The sequence below is a fragment of the Nocardioides cavernae genome (genome assembly GCF_013410035.1).
Taxonomy (GTDB): Bacteria; Actinomycetota; Actinomycetes; order Propionibacteriales; family Nocardioidaceae; genus Nocardioides; species Nocardioides cavernae_A.
In genome coordinates this window covers 91,251-107,266 of sequence record NZ_JACCBW010000004.1, presented here as the reverse complement: position 1 = coordinate 107,266, position 16,016 = coordinate 91,251, and the positions used below count along the sequence as shown (strand labels likewise).

At 71.6% G+C, this 16,016-nt stretch carries 19 protein-coding genes; 16 read left to right on the top strand and 3 right to left on the bottom strand.

All coding sequences use genetic code 11. The features are described from left to right. Positions 1-112 precede the first annotated feature (112 nt). From F4692_RS17120 to F4692_RS17070, 11 genes are all read left to right on the top strand, one after another. On the top strand, positions 113-805 hold the full coding sequence (locus tag F4692_RS17120) for a helix-turn-helix transcriptional regulator (RefSeq protein ID WP_179620937.1): 693 nt from the start codon (positions 113-115) through the stop codon (positions 803-805). Next, a complete protein-coding gene (gene sufB, locus F4692_RS17115) occupies positions 802-2,220 on the top strand; it encodes a Fe-S cluster assembly protein SufB (RefSeq protein WP_179620936.1) in 1,419 nt (472 codons plus the stop codon). Before F4692_RS17120 ends, sufB begins: the two co-directional genes overlap by 4 nt. A gap of 64 nt (positions 2,221-2,284) precedes the next feature. Then, positions 2,285-3,487 carry a Fe-S cluster assembly protein SufD gene (gene sufD / locus F4692_RS17110; RefSeq protein ID WP_179620935.1) on the top strand — a complete coding sequence of 401 codons (1,203 nt, stop codon included), beginning with the start codon at positions 2,285-2,287 and terminating at the stop codon, positions 3,485-3,487. Next, positions 3,484-3,831, top strand: a complete 348-nt coding sequence (locus F4692_RS17105; protein WP_179620934.1) for a non-heme iron oxygenase ferredoxin subunit — start codon at positions 3,484-3,486, stop codon at positions 3,829-3,831. The genes sufD and F4692_RS17105 overlap by 4 nt, the downstream gene beginning before the upstream one ends. Then, on the top strand, positions 3,828-4,589 hold the full coding sequence (gene sufC / locus F4692_RS17100; RefSeq protein ID WP_179620933.1) for a Fe-S cluster assembly ATPase SufC: 762 nt from the start codon (positions 3,828-3,830) through the stop codon (positions 4,587-4,589). The genes F4692_RS17105 and sufC overlap by 4 nt, the downstream gene beginning before the upstream one ends. 37 nt (positions 4,590-4,626) lie before the next feature. Further along, entirely contained in the window at positions 4,627-5,865 is a 1,239-nt protein-coding gene (locus F4692_RS17095; protein ID WP_179620932.1) for an aminotransferase class V-fold PLP-dependent enzyme, read from the top strand. Beyond that, positions 5,862-6,341 (top strand): Fe-S cluster assembly sulfur transfer protein SufU, encoded by a 480-nt coding sequence (gene sufU, locus F4692_RS17090; RefSeq protein ID WP_179620931.1) that lies wholly within the window; start codon positions 5,862-5,864, stop codon positions 6,339-6,341. The genes F4692_RS17095 and sufU overlap by 4 nt, the downstream gene beginning before the upstream one ends. Beyond that, a complete protein-coding gene (locus tag F4692_RS17085; RefSeq protein ID WP_179620930.1) occupies positions 6,338-6,718 on the top strand; it encodes a metal-sulfur cluster assembly factor in 381 nt (126 codons plus the stop codon). The genes sufU and F4692_RS17085 overlap by 4 nt, the downstream gene beginning before the upstream one ends. Positions 6,719-6,769: 51 nt before the next feature. Then, a complete protein-coding gene (locus F4692_RS17080) occupies positions 6,770-7,552 on the top strand; it encodes an aminoglycoside adenylyltransferase domain-containing protein (RefSeq protein WP_218858712.1) in 783 nt (260 codons plus the stop codon). Between the two features lie 17 nt (positions 7,553-7,569). After that, positions 7,570-7,959, top strand: coding sequence for an ASCH domain-containing protein (locus F4692_RS17075; protein WP_179620929.1), 390 nt, complete (start codon positions 7,570-7,572; stop codon positions 7,957-7,959). Positions 7,960-8,005: 46 nt separating this feature from the next. After that, positions 8,006-8,551, top strand: a complete 546-nt coding sequence (locus F4692_RS17070) for an NYN domain-containing protein (RefSeq protein ID WP_179620928.1) — start codon at positions 8,006-8,008, stop codon at positions 8,549-8,551. Between the two features lie 21 nt (positions 8,552-8,572). Here F4692_RS17070 and F4692_RS17065 read toward each other — a convergent pair whose 3' ends face one another. Together F4692_RS17065 and F4692_RS17060 are read right to left on the bottom strand one after the other, a co-directional pair. Continuing rightward, positions 8,573-9,049: a hypothetical protein gene (locus F4692_RS17065; protein ID WP_179620927.1), complete on the bottom strand. Its 477-nt coding sequence runs from the start codon at positions 9,047-9,049 to the stop codon at positions 8,573-8,575. 42 nt (positions 9,050-9,091) lie between these two features. Further along, positions 9,092-9,742, bottom strand: a complete 651-nt coding sequence (locus F4692_RS17060; RefSeq protein WP_179620926.1) for an NAD(P)-dependent oxidoreductase — start codon at positions 9,740-9,742, stop codon at positions 9,092-9,094. A gap of 130 nt (positions 9,743-9,872) precedes the next feature. Between F4692_RS17060 and F4692_RS17055 the strand changes: the two genes are divergently transcribed. From F4692_RS17055 to F4692_RS17045, 3 genes are read left to right on the top strand one after another with little or no spacing between them, the layout of a single operon-like run. Then, a complete protein-coding gene (locus tag F4692_RS17055; RefSeq protein WP_179620925.1) occupies positions 9,873-10,847 on the top strand; it encodes an AraC family transcriptional regulator in 975 nt (324 codons plus the stop codon). A 9-nt stretch (positions 10,848-10,856) separates the two neighbouring features. Then, positions 10,857-11,462: an acVLRF1 family peptidyl-tRNA hydrolase gene (locus F4692_RS17050; protein ID WP_179620924.1), complete on the top strand. Its 606-nt coding sequence runs from the start codon at positions 10,857-10,859 to the stop codon at positions 11,460-11,462. 60 nt (positions 11,463-11,522) lie between these two features. Then, on the top strand, positions 11,523-12,431 hold the full coding sequence (locus F4692_RS17045; RefSeq protein ID WP_179620923.1) for a phosphotransferase: 909 nt from the start codon (positions 11,523-11,525) through the stop codon (positions 12,429-12,431). A gap of 27 nt (positions 12,432-12,458) precedes the next feature. Here F4692_RS17045 and ypfJ read toward each other — a convergent pair whose 3' ends face one another. Beyond that, a complete protein-coding gene (gene ypfJ / locus F4692_RS17040) occupies positions 12,459-13,391 on the bottom strand; it encodes a KPN_02809 family neutral zinc metallopeptidase (protein ID WP_179620922.1) in 933 nt (310 codons plus the stop codon). A gap of 121 nt (positions 13,392-13,512) precedes the next feature. On the opposite strand from ypfJ, the gene abc-f reads away from it, so the two are divergent. Both abc-f and F4692_RS17030 read left to right on the top strand, forming a co-directional pair. Further along, entirely contained in the window at positions 13,513-15,111 is a 1,599-nt protein-coding gene (abc-f, locus tag F4692_RS17035) for a ribosomal protection-like ABC-F family protein (protein WP_179620921.1), read from the top strand. Between the two features lie 58 nt (positions 15,112-15,169). After that, positions 15,170-15,958, top strand: coding sequence for an enoyl-CoA hydratase/isomerase family protein (locus F4692_RS17030; protein WP_179620920.1), 789 nt, complete (start codon positions 15,170-15,172; stop codon positions 15,956-15,958). Positions 15,959-16,016 lie beyond the last annotated feature (58 nt).

Below are 16,016 nucleotides of genomic sequence, written 5' to 3'. Positions count from 1 at the left end.
GAAGTCTAGGTGCGGCGACCCGGCGCGAGCTCCTCGGGCGGCGCGCGGTGGCACAGGTCACTTAGGCGACCCTTGCTTGAACGGCGTGGGGCAATAACGTCACACTGGCGTTGTGGAATTCACCAGGACGGCGGCGACCCGTGACGGGGACGCTCCCACGCGTGACCGCGTGGCCCGCGCCATCCTGGAGAACGGCCCCTCGACCGCCGCCGACCTCGCACGCCGGCTCGTCCTGACCCCCGCCGCGGTGCGCCGCCACCTCGACCACCTCGCGGCCGAGGGCGTCGTGGAGTCGCGCGAGCCGAAGGTCTACGGCACCCGGGGCCGGGGGCGCCCGGCGAAGGTCTTCGCGCTGACCGAGGCCGGTCGCGACAGCTTCGACCAGCAGTACGACGACCTCGCCGTCCAGGCGATGCGCTTCCTCGCCGAGACGCAGGGCGAGGACGCCGTCGTCGAGTTCGCCCGGCGCCGCGTGGCGTTCGTCGAGCGCGACTACGCCGCGGTGATGGCGCTCGACCCCGACCTGAGCCCGGCCCAGGCGCTGGCGAAGGTGTTCACCCAGAACGGCTACGCCGCCTCCGTACGCGAGCTCCCCGTCGTCGGCGAGCAGCTGTGCCAGCAGCACTGCCCGGTGTCCCACGTCGCCCACGAGTTCCCGCAGCTCTGCGAGGCCGAGACCGAGGCCATCGCCGCGGTCCTCGGCACCCACGTCCAGCGTCTGGCGACGATCGCCCACGGCGACGGCGTCTGCACCACCTGCATCCCCCAGACCCGCACGCCCGTACCGAAGAAGGAGCAGTCATGACCTCGATCGAGGAACTCAACCCGGAGCTCAAGGGCATCGGCAAGTACGAGTTCGGCTGGTCCGACTCCGACACGGCGGGTGCCACCGCCACGCGTGGGCTCAACGAGGACGTCGTGCGCGACATCTCCGGCAAGAAGTCCGAGCCGCAGTGGATGCTCGACCTGCGCCTCAAGGGCCTCAAGCTCTTCCACCGCAAGCCCATGCCGACGTGGGGCTCGGACCTGTCGACGATCGACTTCGACAACATCAAGTACTTCGTCCGCTCCAGCGAGAAGCAGGCCACCTCGTGGGAGGACCTCCCCGAGGACATCAAGAACACCTACGACAAGCTCGGCATCCCCGAGGCGGAGAAGCAGCGCCTCGTCGCCGGTGTCGCGGCCCAGTACGAGTCGGAGGTCGTCTACCACTCGATCCGCGAGGACCTCGAGGAGAAGGGCGTCATCTTCGTCGACACCGACACCGCCCTGAAGGAGCACGAGGACCTCTTCCGGGAGTACTTCGGCACCGTCATCCCCGTGGGTGACAACAAGTTCGCCGCGCTCAACACCTCGGTGTGGTCGGGCGGCTCGTTCATCTACGTCCCCAAGGGCGTGCACGTCGACATCCCGCTCCAGGCCTACTTCCGGATCAACACCGAGAACATGGGCCAGTTCGAGCGGACGCTGATCATCGCCGACGAGGACTCCTACGTGCACTACGTCGAGGGCTGCACGGCCCCGATCTACTCCTCGGACTCGCTGCACTCGGCAGTCGTCGAGATCGTCGTCAAGAAGGGCGCCCGCGTCCGCTACACGACCATCCAGAACTGGTCGAACAACGTCTACAACCTCGTCACCAAGCGCGCGACCTGCGAGGCCGGCGCGACGATGGAGTGGGTCGACGGCAACATCGGCTCCAAGGTCACCATGAAGTACCCCGCCGTCTACCTGATGGGCGAGCACGCCAAGGGCGAGACGCTGTCCATCGCCTTCGCCGGCGAGGGCCAGCACCAGGACGCCGGCGCCAAGATGGTGCACGCGGCGCCGCACACCTCGTCGTCCATCCTGAGCAAGTCGGTGGCGCGCGGCGGCGGTCGTACGTCCTACCGCGGCCTCATCCAGGTCAACGAGGGCGCCCACGGCTCCAAGTCCAACGTGCTGTGCGACGCGCTCCTGGTCGACCAGATCAGCCGCAGCGACACCTACCCCTACGTCGACATCCGCGAGGACGACGTGTCGATGGGCCACGAGGCGAGCGTCTCCAAGGTCTCCGACGACCAGCTCTTCTACCTCATGTCACGCGGCATGGAGGAGGACGAGGCGATGGCGATGATCGTGCGCGGCTTCGTCGAGCCGATCGCCAAGGAGCTGCCGATGGAGTACGCCCTCGAGCTCAACCGACTCATCGAGCTGCAGATGGAGGGCGCCGTCGGCTGACGCCGACGTCCCCCGTCCCGAGCACGACGCCGAGCACGACGCACAGAACGAAGAAAGAAGAGCAGTGACCGTCACCACCGACTCCGTCCGCTCCGCCCTGGAGCAGGCTGCGCCCGAGCAGGGTGCGATCGAGAGCCACCTCAACCCGGTGGGCTCCTTCGACGTCGCCGACCACCCCGTGCCCACCGGGCGCGAGGAGATCTGGCGCTTCAGCCCGCTCAAGCGGCTGCGCGACCTCCACGGGGACGCCCCGTTCAACCGCAGCACGACCTCCTGCACGTGGAACACGCCCGAGGGCGTACGCGTCGAGGGCGTCTCGGGCGAGGAGGCCCGCGGGCTGCGGGGCATCTCCGGCTGGGCCCCCAACACGCGCTTCGCGGCGCGGGTCCTGGCCGAGGTCCCTGCCTCCCTGCTGGTCGACGTCCCGGCCGACCTCGAGGTCGCCGAGCCGATCGTGATCTCGCTCGAGGGCGAGGACGCCACCAACACCGAGGCGGGTCACGTCGCGATGCGCTTCGGCGCGCACAGCCGCGCCGTCGTCGTGATCAACCACGAGGGCTCGGCGGCCATGGCCGCGGTCGTCGAGATCGTCGTCGGTGACGGTGCCGACGTCACCGTGGTGTCGATCCAGGACTGGGCCGACGACGCCGTCCACCTCGCGCACCACCAGGCGCTGGTCGGGCGCGACGCGACCTACAAGCACGCCGCGATCTCGTTCGGTGGCGACGTCGTCCGCATGGACGCCAATGTGACCTACGACGGTCCCGGTGGCTCCGCCGAGCTGCTCGGCCTCTACTTCGCCGACGCCGGCCAGCACATCGAGCACCGCCTGTTCGCCGACCACAACGCCCCGCACACCCGGAGCAACGTCGTCTACAAGGGCGCACTGCAGGGTGAGGGCGCGCACACGGTCTGGATCGGCAACGTCTTGATCCGCAAGGTCGCCGAGGGCATCGAGACCTACGAGGAGAACCGCAACCTCGTCCTCACCGACGGCTGCCGCGCGGACTCCGTGCCCAACCTCGAGATCGAGACCGGCGAGATCGAGGGCGCCGGTCACGCCTCGACCACCGCCCGCTTCGACGACGAGCAGCTGTTCTACCTCCAGTCGCGCGGCGTGTCCGAGCAGGAGGCCCAGCGACTCGTCGTGCACGGCTTCTTCAACGACCTGATCCGCAAGGTCGGCGTGCCGTCCATCGCCGACCGCCTGCTCACCACGGTCGAGGGCGAGCTCGCCAAGAACGTCCTCAAGGAGATCGCCCAGTGACCTTCGAGCGCGCGTGCGCGCTGTCCGACGTGGCCGCCGACCAGGCGCTCGCCGTCACCCTCGGGCGGTACGACCTCGCCATCGCCCGCGACGGCGACGAGGTCTTCGCCATCGAGAACACCTGCAGCCACGCCGAGGTCGCCCTCAGCGAGGGCGAGGTCGAGCGGACCGACGGCGGCTGCCAGATCGAGTGCTGGCTGCACGGGTCGATGTTCGACCTGCGCACCGGCAAGCCCACCAACCTCCCGGCGACCGAGCCGGTCGCCACTTTCCCGGTCGACGTACGCGACGGAGACGTCTACGTCGACACCGAGACCACCCTGAACGGAGTCACCCCCGCATGAGCAAGCTCGTCATCACCGACCTGCACGTCACCGTCGACACCGAGGACGGCCCCAAGGAGATCCTCAAGGGCGTCACCCTCACCATCAAGGACGGCGAGACCCACGCCATCATGGGGCCCAACGGCTCCGGCAAGTCGACGCTCGCCTACTCCATCGCCGGCCACCCCAAGTACACCATCACGGGTGGCTCGGTGACCCTCGACGGCCAGGACGTCCTCTCGCTCTCCGTCGACGAGCGCGCCCGCGCCGGCCTCTTCCTCGCGATGCAGTACCCCGTCGAGGTCCCGGGTGTCTCCGTCGCCAACTTCCTGCGCACGGCCAAGGCCGCCATCGACGGCGAGGCGCCCAAGCTGCGCACCTGGGTCAAGGACGTCAACGGCGCCCTCGAGGCGCTCAACCTCGACTCGTCGTTCTCGCAGCGCTCGGTCAACGAGGGCTTCTCCGGTGGTGAGAAGAAGCGCCACGAGATCGCCCAGCTGGAGCTCCTCGACCCCAAGGTCGCCGTCCTCGACGAGACCGACTCCGGCCTCGACATCGACGCGCTCAAGATCGTCTCCGAGGGCGTCAACCGCTTCCGCGCGCGTGAGGGCAAGGGTGTCCTGCTGATCACCCACTACACCCGCATCCTGCGCTACATCGAGCCCGACCACGTCCACGTGTTCGTCGACGGCAAGGTCGCCGAGTCCGGCGGCAAGGAGCTGGCCGACGAGCTCGAGGCCAACGGCTACGACCGCTACGTCAAGGCCGCCACGGCCTGACCTGCCCCCACCACTGCACCAGGAGAGGAGGACCACGATGCAAGGACTGCTCCCGGATCTCGACGTGATCCGCAAGGACTTCCCGATCCTCGAGCGCACGCTCGCGGGCGGTGCGCCGCTGGTCTACCTCGACAGCGCCAACACCTCGCAGAAGCCGCAGGTCGTCATCGACACGATGGTCGACCACCTCGAGCGGCACAACGCCAACATCGCCCGCGCCATGCACCAGCTCGGCGCGGAGTCGACGGAGGCCTACGAGGGGGCGCGGGACAAGGTGGCGGCGTTCCTCAACGCGCCCTCGCGCAACGAGGTCGTCTTCACCAAGAACGCCACCGAGGCGCTCAACCTGCTGGCCCGCACCATCGAGCTCGGCCCGGGCGACAACGTCGTCATCACCGAGATGGAGCACCACTCCAACATCGTGTCGTGGCAGCTGGCCTGCGAGCGCTCCGGCGCCGAGCTGCGCTGGTTCGGCCTGACCGACGACGGCCGGCTCGACCTGACGGACGCCGACCGGCTGGTCGACGAGCACACCAAGGTCGTCGCGTTCACCTGGGTGTCCAACATGCTCGGCACGATCAACCCCGTCGCCGACCTGGCGGCGCGGGCGAGGGCGGTCGGGGCGTACTCCGTCGTCGACGCCTCGCAGGCGGCGCCGCAGCTCGCCGTGGACGTGCAGGAGGTCGGGTGCGACTTCCTGGTCTTCACCGGCCACAAGGTCTGCGGCCCGACCGGCATCGGCGTGCTGTGGGGCCGTGAGGAGCTGCTCAACGAGCTCCCGCCCTTCCACGGCGGTGGCGAGATGATCGAGACCGTCACCATGGCGCGCTCGACGTTCGCCAGGGCGCCCCACCGGTTCGAGGCCGGCACGCCGCCGATCGTCGAGGCCATCGGCCTCGGCTGCGCGGTCGACTACCTCGCTCACATCGGGCTCGACGCCATCCACGCGCACGAGCAGGCCATCACGGCGTACGCCCTCGAGGGCCTGCAGTCCGTCCCGGGGCTGACGGTGCTCGGACCGCTCGACGCCACCCAGCGCGGCGGCGCGATCTCGTTCGAGCTCGACGGCGTGCACCCGCACGACATCGCGCAGGTCCTCGACTCGCGCGGTGTCGCGGTGCGCGCGGGCCACCACTGCGCGAAGCCGGCGCACGCCCGCTTCGGCGTGCAGAGCTCGACGCGGATGTCGTCCTACCTCTACACGACGCCCGCGGAGATCGACGCGCTCGTCGAGGCCCTCCACCACACCCGCAGCTACTTCAAGGTGGACCGATGAGCACCGACCTCGACGCGCTCTACCAGGAGATCATCCTGGACCACTACAAGAACCCGCACCACAAGGGACTCAGGGGCGACCCGTCCTCCGCCGGCACTGCCGAGGTGCACCACGTCAACCCGACCTGCGGCGACGAGGTGACCCTCCGGGTGCACCTCGCCGAGGGTCCCGACGGCCCCGTCGTCGAGGACGTGTCCTACGACTCGGTCGGCTGCTCCATCTCGCAGGCCTCGGCCTCCGTGCTGACCGACCTCGTGATCGGCAAGCCCGTCGGCGACGCCATGGCGATCCACCAGACCTTCCTCGAGCTCATGCAGGGCAAGGGGCAGGTCGAGCCGGACGAGGACGTCCTCGAGGACGGCATCGCGTTCGCCGGCGTCGCCAAGTTCCCCGCGCGCGTGAAGTGCGCCCTGCTCTCCTGGATGGCGTGGAAGGACGCGACCACCCAGGCCACGACCGAAGGAGCCTCCTCATGACCGAGACCCAGCCGGACCACAGCGACCTGCCCGAGGTCCCCGAGGCCACCCAGGGCGGGGGCACCTCCACCGTCACCGTGGACGACGTCACCGAGGCGATGAAGGACGTCGTCGACCCCGAGCTCGGGATCAACGTCGTGGACCTCGGCCTCGTCTACGGCGTCCACCTCGACGAGCACGCCAACGCCGTGCTCGACATGACCCTCACCTCGGCGGCCTGCCCGCTGACCGACGTGATCACCGACCAGACCGAGTCGGCCCTCGAGGGCCTCGTCGGCGACGTCGCGATCAACTGGGTCTGGATGCCCCCGTGGGGCCCGGACAAGATCACCGAGGACGGCCGCGAGCAGCTGCGGGCCCTCGGGTTCAACGTCTGACCTGCAGATATTGCGTGGCGCGGGGACACGTGCCGCGCGCACACTCCTTGCGTGCTGAACCCCCACCCCACCCGCTTCGCCGACCTCAACGGCGTGCTGCACGAGCTCGTCACGGACGCGCAGGCGATCCTGGGCGACTCGTTCGTGGGGGCCTACCTGCAGGGCTCGTTCGCCCTCGGCGCCGGTGACCGCCACAGCGACTGCGACTTCCTCGTCGTGGTGCGCGGGCGGCCCGACGCGGCGCAGGAGGCCGCGCTGCGGGAGGTGCACCGGCAGCTCCCGCGCCGCGGCGGCTTCTGGCACGGACACCTGGAGGGGTCGTACGCCGTCGCGTCCGACCTGCGCACGACGGCGGGTCTCGGCCGGGAGTGGCTCTACGTCGACCACGGCTCCGACGAGATGATCTGGTCGACCCACTGCAACCAGCCGTGGACCCGCTGGATCCTCCGCGAGCACGGCATCACGCTCGTCGGACCGTGCCCGGAGCGGCTCGTCGAACCGGTGCCGGACACGGTGCTCCGCGACTGTGCCCGCGCGGGCCTGGCCACGCTGGCCGACGACGTCCTCGCCTGGTGCTCGCCGAGCGTCGCGTGGTGCCAGCGCTACCTCGTGGTGCAGGCGAGTCGCAGCCTCTACACGGTCCGCACCGGGGCGGTCGCGAGCAAGCGCGACGCCCTGCGGTGGGCGATGATGCACGCCGACCCGCGCTGGCGGCCCCTGCTGCAGCAGGTGCTCGCGGACCGCGACCTCGGGCTCGACCCGGCATCCGCGCCGCGGCCGGGCTCGATGGACCAGGCGCGGGCGTTCGCGTCGTACGTCGCCGACGTGGCTTGACTGGCTAGGCTCCGTGCATGGAGCCGCCCGAGGTCGACCCCGCCGCTGATGTCGAGTTCGACCACGAGGAGCTGCGGGTCTTCTGGGACCTCGCTCGCTACCACGCCAAGCTCAACGCCGCTCCGACCTACTTCGGGCCGACCACCCTCGAGTCCGTCCCCCCGCCGGCATGGGCCTTCGGCGACTCCGCGGGGGAGTCCGACGCCTTCGTCGCCGAGGTGCTCGCCGACGAGCTGGGCAGCACCACCGCGTCGACCGCCGACTACGGCGACGAGCTGCCGGAGACCGGCGTCCTGTCGATCCTCTGCGACGGGTCGGGGGTGCCGCGTGCACTGGTGGAGGTCACGGACGTGGACGTCGAGGGCGACCGCGTCGTGGAGTCGTTCAAGGTCGTCTACCAGCCCTGAGCGTCCCTGACCGGACGTCCCGCCGACCGTGTGGGAGAGTCCTCGCATGGCCGAGCGGATGACCTACCTCCTCGTCGACGGGGAGAACATCGACGCCACCCTGGGCACCTCCATCCTGGGTCGTCGCCCCCGCCCCGAGGAGCGGCCGCGCTGGGACCGGCTGCTCGAGTGGGCCGAGCGGGCCTTCGAACAGGACGTCACCGGCCTGTTCTTCCTCGCCGCCAGCACCGAGCTGCCGACCAGCTTCGTCCAGGCGCTGCTCGCCATCGGGTTCAAGCCGATCCCGCTGAGCGGGGAGGGCAAGATCGTCGACATCGCGATCCAGCGCACCGCTGAGGCGCTGGTCGACCGGCCGGCCGACGTCGTGCTCGTCAGCCACGACGGCGACTTCGTCGACCAGGTCTCCGCGCTGTGCGACGGCAGCCGTCAGGTCGGCGTGGTCGGGTTCGGCGAGTTCATGAACTCGCAGTTCCGCAACCTCCCCGGGCTGCGGATCATCGACCTGGAGTACGACATCGGGGCCTTCAACTCCTCGTTGCCGCGGATCCGCATCATCCCGATCGACGAGTTCGACCCGTTCGACTTCCTCTGACGGCCCGGGCCGCGGAAGCGGTCAGTCGACGAAGATCGACATCAGGGTGAGCATGATCGCCATGAACCCCGCGAGGGCGGGCAGCCCTGCCCACCACGCGACGGCGCGCTGCTCGCGGGCCTCGGCGCCGACGGCGGACAGCTGGGACCGCCACAGCTGGACGTCGACGACGTCGAACGGCGTCATGGCGAGCACGACCGGGGCGTACGCCACCATGGCGGGTCCCGAGACGACCAGGGCCCACAACGGGTCGCCGAGACGCCCCGCCAGCAGGTCGCCCAGCCAGGCGACGATCGCGTAGAGCGCGAGCAGGACGGTCGAGCGGAGGAACGAGACAGGGCCTGCCCACGCGCCGAGCCGTCGCACGCTGCGGACCCACCACACCGCGATCCGGCGCTCGGACCCGAGGCTCGCATCCAGCGCCAGGGACCAGACGATGAGCGCGCCCCCGACGAGGAGGACGTACCCCCAGCCGCTCTCGGCCCCCGGAACGCGCATGCCGCGGAGGCTAGCGCGACCCGGGGGCCGATCGTGACATCCTCAGGCGGCCGCCGTCACCGAGAGCACCTGCGCGTGACGCGAGTCGTCCTCGATCGCGTCCGCCTCGACCCGCGCGACCTGGCGGCGCGACACCCTCATCGTCGGTGCGAGGTCGTCGGTGCTGACGTGGGCGGGCGCGTCGGTCGCCTCGTCGTGCAGGACCGTCGGGCGCACGATCGTCCACGCGAGGCCGCTCTCGCGGACCACCTCCTCCTGGCGCTCGTGGTCGCGGACCTGCGGCCGGATGCCGAGCGTGAAGAACGCCTTGAGCGCGAGCGGCAGGTGCCGGTAGGTGTCGCCGATGCCGTAGGTCGACTGGACCACGAGGCGTGGGACGTCGTGCTCGCCCATCGCGTCGAGCACCGCTCGCGTGCCGGCCGAGCGGACGTCGAGCCGCGAGCTCGCGCGCCGGGTCAGCCGTACCCGGAAGGGGTTGTCCGGGATGCCGAGCGTCACCGCCACGGCGTCCTGCCCGACCATCGCCTTGCCGAGGGCGTCCGCGTCCAGCACGTCGCCCGTCACGGTCCGCACGCCCTCGGGGTGTGCTCCCGCTCGGCGCGAGAACGCGGTGACCACGTGACCCCGCTCGGCCAGCTCCTCGACCAGCTCCGCGCCGGTGCCGCGGCTTGCTCCCACAACGAGAACCCTCATGACGCTCCTCCATCGGTGTGCCCGGACCTGTTCCGGTGATGAGTCCAGACTGGTACCGCGGGGTCGGACGATCAATGCCGGATCGACCGCATCCCTTGCTCGATCGTCCGGCAGGGAGGATGCTGAGCGCGTGGACCGTGACCTCCTCACCGACACGCTCACCGACTTCGGCATGAGCGGGGTGTTCTACGCCGTGTCGCTGCTCCGCGCCCCGTGGGGCATCGAGATCCCTCCCCTCCCGGGCACCGTGGTCTTCCACCTCGTGACCGCCGGCGAGCTCGTGCTCGAGGTCGACGGGGAGACCCTGCGGATGGGGCAGGGCGACATGGCGCTCGTGCCCACGGGTGCCGGCCACGTCATCCTCGACGCCCCCGGCAGCCGGGCGACACCGCTCTTCGACCTGCCGCGGGTGGAGCTGGGCGAGCGCTACGAGCGGCTCGACATCCCGGGCCCGGGGGAGCCGTGCGAGCTGGTGTGCGGAGCGGTCTCGTTCAGCGGGCTCGGCGTGGCGCGCCTGCTGCGCAGCCTCCCGGCCATCCTGCCGGCAGGCACGGACGGCGACGCCGACTGGATGCGGGCCGCGTTCGACGTGATCGGAGCGGAGTCGCGCAGCCCGCGGCCGGGCAGCGACGTGGTCACGGCGCGGCTCGCCGACGTCCTCGTGGTCCAGGCGGTCCGGTCGTGGCTGGAGTCCGGCGCGCAGGACCGCGGGTGGGTCGCGGGCCTGCGCGACCCGCAGGTCGGCCTCGCCCTCGCCGCGTTCCACGCCGAGCCCGGCGCACCGTGGACCCTGGCCTCGCTCGCGGCCGAGGCCGGCATGTCCCGCTCCGCCTTCGCCGACCGCTTCCGCCAGACGCTGGGCGAGCCGGCGATGGGCTACGTCACCGCGTGGCGCATGGACCTCGCGGCGCGGCTGGTCCGTGAGCGCAGGCTCTCGCTCGCCCGGGTCGCCGAGCGCGTCGGCTACCAGTCGGAGGCGGCCTTCAACCGCGCGTTCCGCCGGGCGCACGGCATGACACCGGGTGCGTACGCCCGCCACGACCCCGCCGAGCTGGTGCTGCCCGGCGGGGTGACGGTGCCCCGCCCCGAGGTGCCCGCAGGCTAGGTTCGACGCGTGCCCGAGGTCCTCGTCCCGTCCGCGCGCTGGGAGCGCTGGGTCGGCAACTTCTCGACCGGTCACGGTGGGGCCGAGCTCGCCGTCGGCGACGGGGCGCTCCGCGGTGCGGCCGTCGACGGCTCCCACTTCGTCGCCCGCCTGCCCTTCGCCGAGCCGTACGCCGGACCGCCCGACGCCGCCGCCCTCGCCGCCGCCGTGGTGCCGCCTGACGCCTGGGGCGTGCTGCTGGTGCGCAAGGGCGGGTTCGCCGTCGCGCGGCTGCAGGGCCCCGCGGTGGTCGAGCACAAGATCGGCCAGCGCCACGTGCAGGGGCGGACCAAGGCGGGTGGGCAGAGCCAGCAGCGCTTCGCCCGCCGTCGCGACAACCAGGCGCGCCAGGCGTACGAGGCGGCGGCCGACCACGCGGCACGCATCCTCGCCGGTGTCCCCGTCGTCGTCACCGGTGGTGACCACGTCGCCGTCGACGCCGTGCTCGCCGACCAGCGGCTGTCGTCGGTGCGGGTCGTCGCGCCGTGGCTCGCCGTGCCGGACCCGCGCCGGGCGGTGCTCGACCGCGCCGTCGTCGACGCGCAGTCGATCCGGGTCGAGGTCGTCAACGCCTAGCCGGAGCTGAGGGCGCCTGGTGGCGCTACCGCGGTCGCGACATCGGCTAGCGTCCTGCCTATGTGGCAACCCGAGCCGGGCTGGCGGCCCCTCCCGGGGGCCGGGCCGGCCACCGACGGCGTCTGGTCGGCGACCCACCTCGGTCGCGAGGTGGTCGTCAAGCGGCTGCGCCACCCCGACCCGCACGACGTCCCCGGCGCGCTGCTGCCCGGCGACGTGAACTACTGGCGCCGCGCCGCCGACGTCGCGCTCAGCGGCGTGGTCGCCGCGGCCCCCGGGCTCCGCGAGGCGCCCGTCGTGCGGGTCGACGAGGACGACGAGGGCATCACCCTCGTCCACGAGCGGGTCGGGTCCCACGACGCACCCGGGCCGTGGCTCGCCGCGTGCCTGGGCCGGTTCGCCGCCGTCGACCTCGGCGCCCACCGTTGGCTGGCGCGCGACCAGCTCCGCAGCCGGCTCGCCCTGGTCGAGCGGCGCGGGGGGTGGCGGACGCTGGCCCGCACGCCCGTGGCCGACATCGCCGACCACCTCTGGTCGCACCGGAGCGTCTGGCTCGAGCGGTCCGACGCGCTCCCGCAGGTCGCGCAGCACGGCGACCCCTCGGCCGCCAACATCCCCGGGCGGACGCCCGGCGGGGACGGGGCCATAGCCATCGACTGGGCCCACCTCGGACGCGGTCCGGTGGGTGCCGACCTCGGCTACCTGTCGCTGGCGACCCGGGAGGAGGTCGAACCCCTCGTGCAGGCGTACACCGACGCGCTTCCCGCCGGGCTGGCCTCGCCCGACGAGGTGCTCACCGGCGCCCGGGTGATGGCCGTCTACACCGCCCTGACCCGCCTCGACTGGGCACTGGCGCGGGTCGCCGATGGCGAGGGTGCGCTGGCCGGGAAGTTCCGCCACCCCAGCGTGGCGCCGTACATCCATGCCATGCAGCGGCAGGTGGACCACATCGAGGCCCTGCTGGGCTGAGCGCCGGGGCCGGGCCTCGGCCCGTGCTCACAGCTGGCCGGCGGAGAACGTGTCGCAGGCGTCGAGGGTGCCCTGCTCGTAGCCGGTGGTGAACCACGCCATCCGCTGCTCGGACGAGCCGTGCGTCCAACCCTCCGGGTCGACCCGCTGCCCCGACTGCTGCTGGATCCGGTCGTCGCCGACCGCCTTGGCGGAGTCGAGCGCCTCGCTGATGTCGCCGTCGTCGAGGGTCAACAGCTCGCTGTCCTCGGCGTACCTGGTCCACATGCCGGCGTAGCAGTCGGCCTGGAGCTCGAGGCGTACGGCGTCGGAGTCGGCCCCCTGCTGGGTGCGGACCTTGCCCATGGTGCCCATGAGGTTCTGGATGTGGTGGCCGTACTCGTGGCCGAGGACGTAGGGCTCGACGAAGTCGCCGCCCTGCCCGCCGAGCTGGCCCTCGAGGACGTCGGCGAAGAACGTGGTGTCGAGGTAGACCTGCTGGTCGGCCGGGCAGTAGAAGGGCCCCACCTGCGACGTGGCCTGGCCGCACCCGGTGTTGATCCCGCCCGCGAACGTGTTGATGGTGGCGGGCTGGAAGTCGACGCCGCCCTGGTCGGGCAACGTCTCGGACCAGTAGTCCTCCAGCGACACGGCCACTCCGAGGCGGGCGCAGTCGGGGTCGTCGTTGGCGTCGGCGCCCGTCTTGCAGTTGGCGTAGCGCTCGTCACCGGTGTCGATGCCGTCGGGCTGCGACTGGCCCTGCTGGCTGGTGCCGCCGCCCGGGCTGGGCAGACCGCCACCTCCACCCACGCACTGCGTGAGGACCACGAAGAGGATGATGATGATCAGGCCACCGATGCCGCCGCCGGCGCGGGTGCCGCCCGGCAGCGGGAGCCGCATCCCGCCGCCGCCACCGCCGCCGCTTCCCCCTGCGTCACGGACGCGCCCGCCGCTGATGTCGGACTTCGGGTTGAAGCGCATGGTGGTCGCCTTTCAGCGGTTCGTCCCGGGCGGGGAGAGGACTGGACAGCCTGCGCGCAATGTAGCGCGAACGGCTCCCGATGGGGCTCCGGGAGCCACCCCTTCGTAGGATGGCGCCACGATGATCACCGCCCAGAAGCTCGAGGTCCGAGCCGGCGCGCGGCTCCTCATGGAGGACGTCACCTTCCGGATCGCCGCGGGCGACAAGGTCGGCCTCGTGGGGCGCAACGGCGCCGGCAAGACGACGCTCACCCGCATCCTCGCCGGCGAGGGACAGCCCGCCTCGGGGCAGGTCCTGCGCAGCGGCGACATCGGCTACCTCCCGCAGGACCCACGGGTGGGCGACCCCGAGGTGATCGCGCGCGACCGCATCCTCTCGGCCCGCGGCCTCGACGAGGTCGTACGCCGGCTCCGTGCGGCCGAGGTCGACATGGCCAGCGAGGACCCGAAGGTCCACGAGCGGGGGATGCGCCGGTGGTCGCGCGCCGACGCCGAGTTGCATGCCGGTGGCGGCTACGCCGCGGAGTCCGAGGCCGCGCAGATGGCGGCGGCGCTGGGGATCGAGGAGCGCATCCTCGCCCAGCCGATCGGCACCCTGTCCGGCGGACAGCGCCGTCGTGTCGAGCTGGCCCGCATCCTGTTCTCCGGCGCCGAGATCATGCTGCTCGACGAGCCGACCAACCACCTCGACGCCGACTCCATCGTGTGGCTGCGCGACTTCCTCAAGGCGCACCGCGGCGGGTTCGTGGTCATCAGCCACGACAACGCGCTGCTCGAGGCGACGGTCAACAAGGTCTTCCACCTCGATGCCAACCGCGCCGTCATCGACGTCTACAACATGGGCTGGCACAACTACCTCACCCAGCGCGAGGACGACGAGAAGCGCCGCAAGCGCGAGCGCCAGAACGCCGAGAACAAGGCGAAGGTGCTCACCGACCAGGCCAACAAGATGCGCGCCAAGGCCACCAAGGCCCAGGCCGCGCAGTCGATGCTCAAGCGGGCCGAGAAGATGATGGCCGGCATCGAGAGCGAGCGCGCCGCCGACAAGGTCGCGCGGATCGCCTTCCCCGAGCCCGCGCCGTGCGGCCGGACCCCGCTCATGGGCACGGAGCTGTCGAAGTCCTACGGCTCCCTGGAGGTCTTCACCGCCGTTGACCTCGCGATCGACCGGGGGAGCCGGGTGGTGATCCTCGGGCTGAACGGCGCCGGGAAGACCACGATGCTGCGCATCCTCGCGGGCGTCGACCAGCCCGACACCGGGTCGGTGGTCGCCGGTCACGGGCTCAAGATGGGCTACTACGCCCAGGAGCACGAGACCCTCGACGTCAACCGCACCGTGCTGGAGAACATGCACAGCGCCGCGCCGGAGCTCACCGACACCCAGGCGCGCTCGGTGCTCGGGTCGTTCCTCTTCTCCGGCGACGACGCGCACAAGCCCGCCGGTGTGCTCTCCGGCGGCGAGAAGACCCGGCTCGCGCTGGCGATCCTCGTCGTCTCGAGCGCCAACGTGCTGCTGCTCGACGAGCCCACCAACAACCTCGACCCGGCCTCGCGGGAGGAGGTGCTCCACGCGATCCGCAGCTACACCGGCGCGATCATCCTCGTCACCCACGACGAGGGCGCCGTGCGCGCGCTGGACCCCGACCGCGTGCTGCTGCTGCCCGACGGGGACGAGGACCTGTGGAGCGACGAGTACGCCGACCTGGTGTCCCTCGCCTAGCTCCTCGCCGGTCTCGATACGCTCGCGAGCGCTCGCTACTCGACCACCAAGGAGAGCCATGACTCCAGCAGACCTCGCCGCCGTCGGGCTCCGGCTCGACGTCGACGGCCCCGTCGCGACCATCACGCTCGACCGGCCCGAGGTGCGCAACGCCCAGACGCCCGCGATGTGGATCGCCCTCGGTGAGATCGGCCGGACCCTGCCCGACGACGTGGCCGTGGTCGTGGTGACGGGGGAGGGCGAGACCTTCTCCGCCGGGCTCGACCGCGCCATGCTCGACCCCTCGGCGGCCGGGGGCGACGGCGAGAGCGTCATCGGGCTGCTGGCGCTCAGCGACGACGAGGCGTCGGCGCGGATCGAGGAGTTCCAGCGCGGCTTCACCTGGCTGCGCGACCCGCGCTTCGTCTCGATCGCCAAGGTGCGGGGCTACGCCATCGGCGCCGGCTTCCAGCTCGCGCTCGCGTGCGACCTCCGCGTCGTCGCCGACGACGTCAGGTTCTCGATGAAGGAGTCCGCGCTCGGCCTCGTCCCCGACCTCACCGGCACCAAGCCGCTCGTCGAGCACGTCGGCTACTCCCGCGCGCTGGAGATCTGCGCCACGGCGCGGGTCGTCGGGGCCGACGAGGCCGTCCGGATCGGGCTCGCCACGGGGGCGTACGCGTCCGACGAGCTCGACGCCGCCGTGGCCGACCTCGTCGCCGCCCTCGTCGCGCCGATGTCCGGCGTCGTCCCCGCCACCAAGGCCCTCCTGCAGGGCGCGGCCGACCGGGACCTCGACGAGCAGCGCCGCCTCGAGCGGGAGGCCCAGGTCCGTCGCTTCCGCGCGGTGGCCGCCGCGCTCGGGTGACTCACCCCGTCGGGCGCGCGGACACCGCGAGGAACAATGCCTCCGCGCCGTCGGTTGT

Excerpts from the sequence above, each read along its gene's own strand:
- F4692_RS17030 (WP_179620920.1), top strand. The coding sequence starts at position 15,170 with ATGACTCCAGCAGACCTCGCCGCCGTCGGGCTCCGGCTCGACGTCGAC.
- F4692_RS17045 (WP_179620923.1), top strand. The coding sequence starts at position 11,523 with ATGTGGCAACCCGAGCCGGGCTGGCGGCCCCTCCCGGGGGCCGGGCCG.
- ypfJ (WP_179620922.1), bottom strand. The coding sequence starts at position 13,391 with ATGCGCTTCAACCCGAAGTCCGACATCAGCGGCGGGCGCGTCCGTGAC.
- F4692_RS17075 (WP_179620929.1), top strand. The coding sequence starts at position 7,570 with ATGGAGCCGCCCGAGGTCGACCCCGCCGCTGATGTCGAGTTCGACCAC.
- sufC (WP_179620933.1), top strand. The coding sequence starts at position 3,828 with ATGAGCAAGCTCGTCATCACCGACCTGCACGTCACCGTCGACACCGAG.
- sufB (WP_179620936.1), top strand. The coding sequence starts at position 802 with ATGACCTCGATCGAGGAACTCAACCCGGAGCTCAAGGGCATCGGCAAG.
- F4692_RS17095 (WP_179620932.1), top strand. The coding sequence starts at position 4,627 with ATGCAAGGACTGCTCCCGGATCTCGACGTGATCCGCAAGGACTTCCCG.
- F4692_RS17060 (WP_179620926.1), bottom strand. The coding sequence starts at position 9,742 with ATGAGGGTTCTCGTTGTGGGAGCAAGCCGCGGCACCGGCGCGGAGCTG.
- abc-f (WP_179620921.1), top strand. The coding sequence starts at position 13,513 with ATGATCACCGCCCAGAAGCTCGAGGTCCGAGCCGGCGCGCGGCTCCTC.
- sufU (WP_179620931.1), top strand. The coding sequence starts at position 5,862 with ATGAGCACCGACCTCGACGCGCTCTACCAGGAGATCATCCTGGACCAC.
- F4692_RS17070 (WP_179620928.1), top strand. The coding sequence starts at position 8,006 with ATGGCCGAGCGGATGACCTACCTCCTCGTCGACGGGGAGAACATCGAC.
- F4692_RS17085 (WP_179620930.1), top strand. The coding sequence starts at position 6,338 with ATGACCGAGACCCAGCCGGACCACAGCGACCTGCCCGAGGTCCCCGAG.
- F4692_RS17065 (WP_179620927.1), bottom strand. The coding sequence starts at position 9,049 with ATGCGCGTTCCGGGGGCCGAGAGCGGCTGGGGGTACGTCCTCCTCGTC.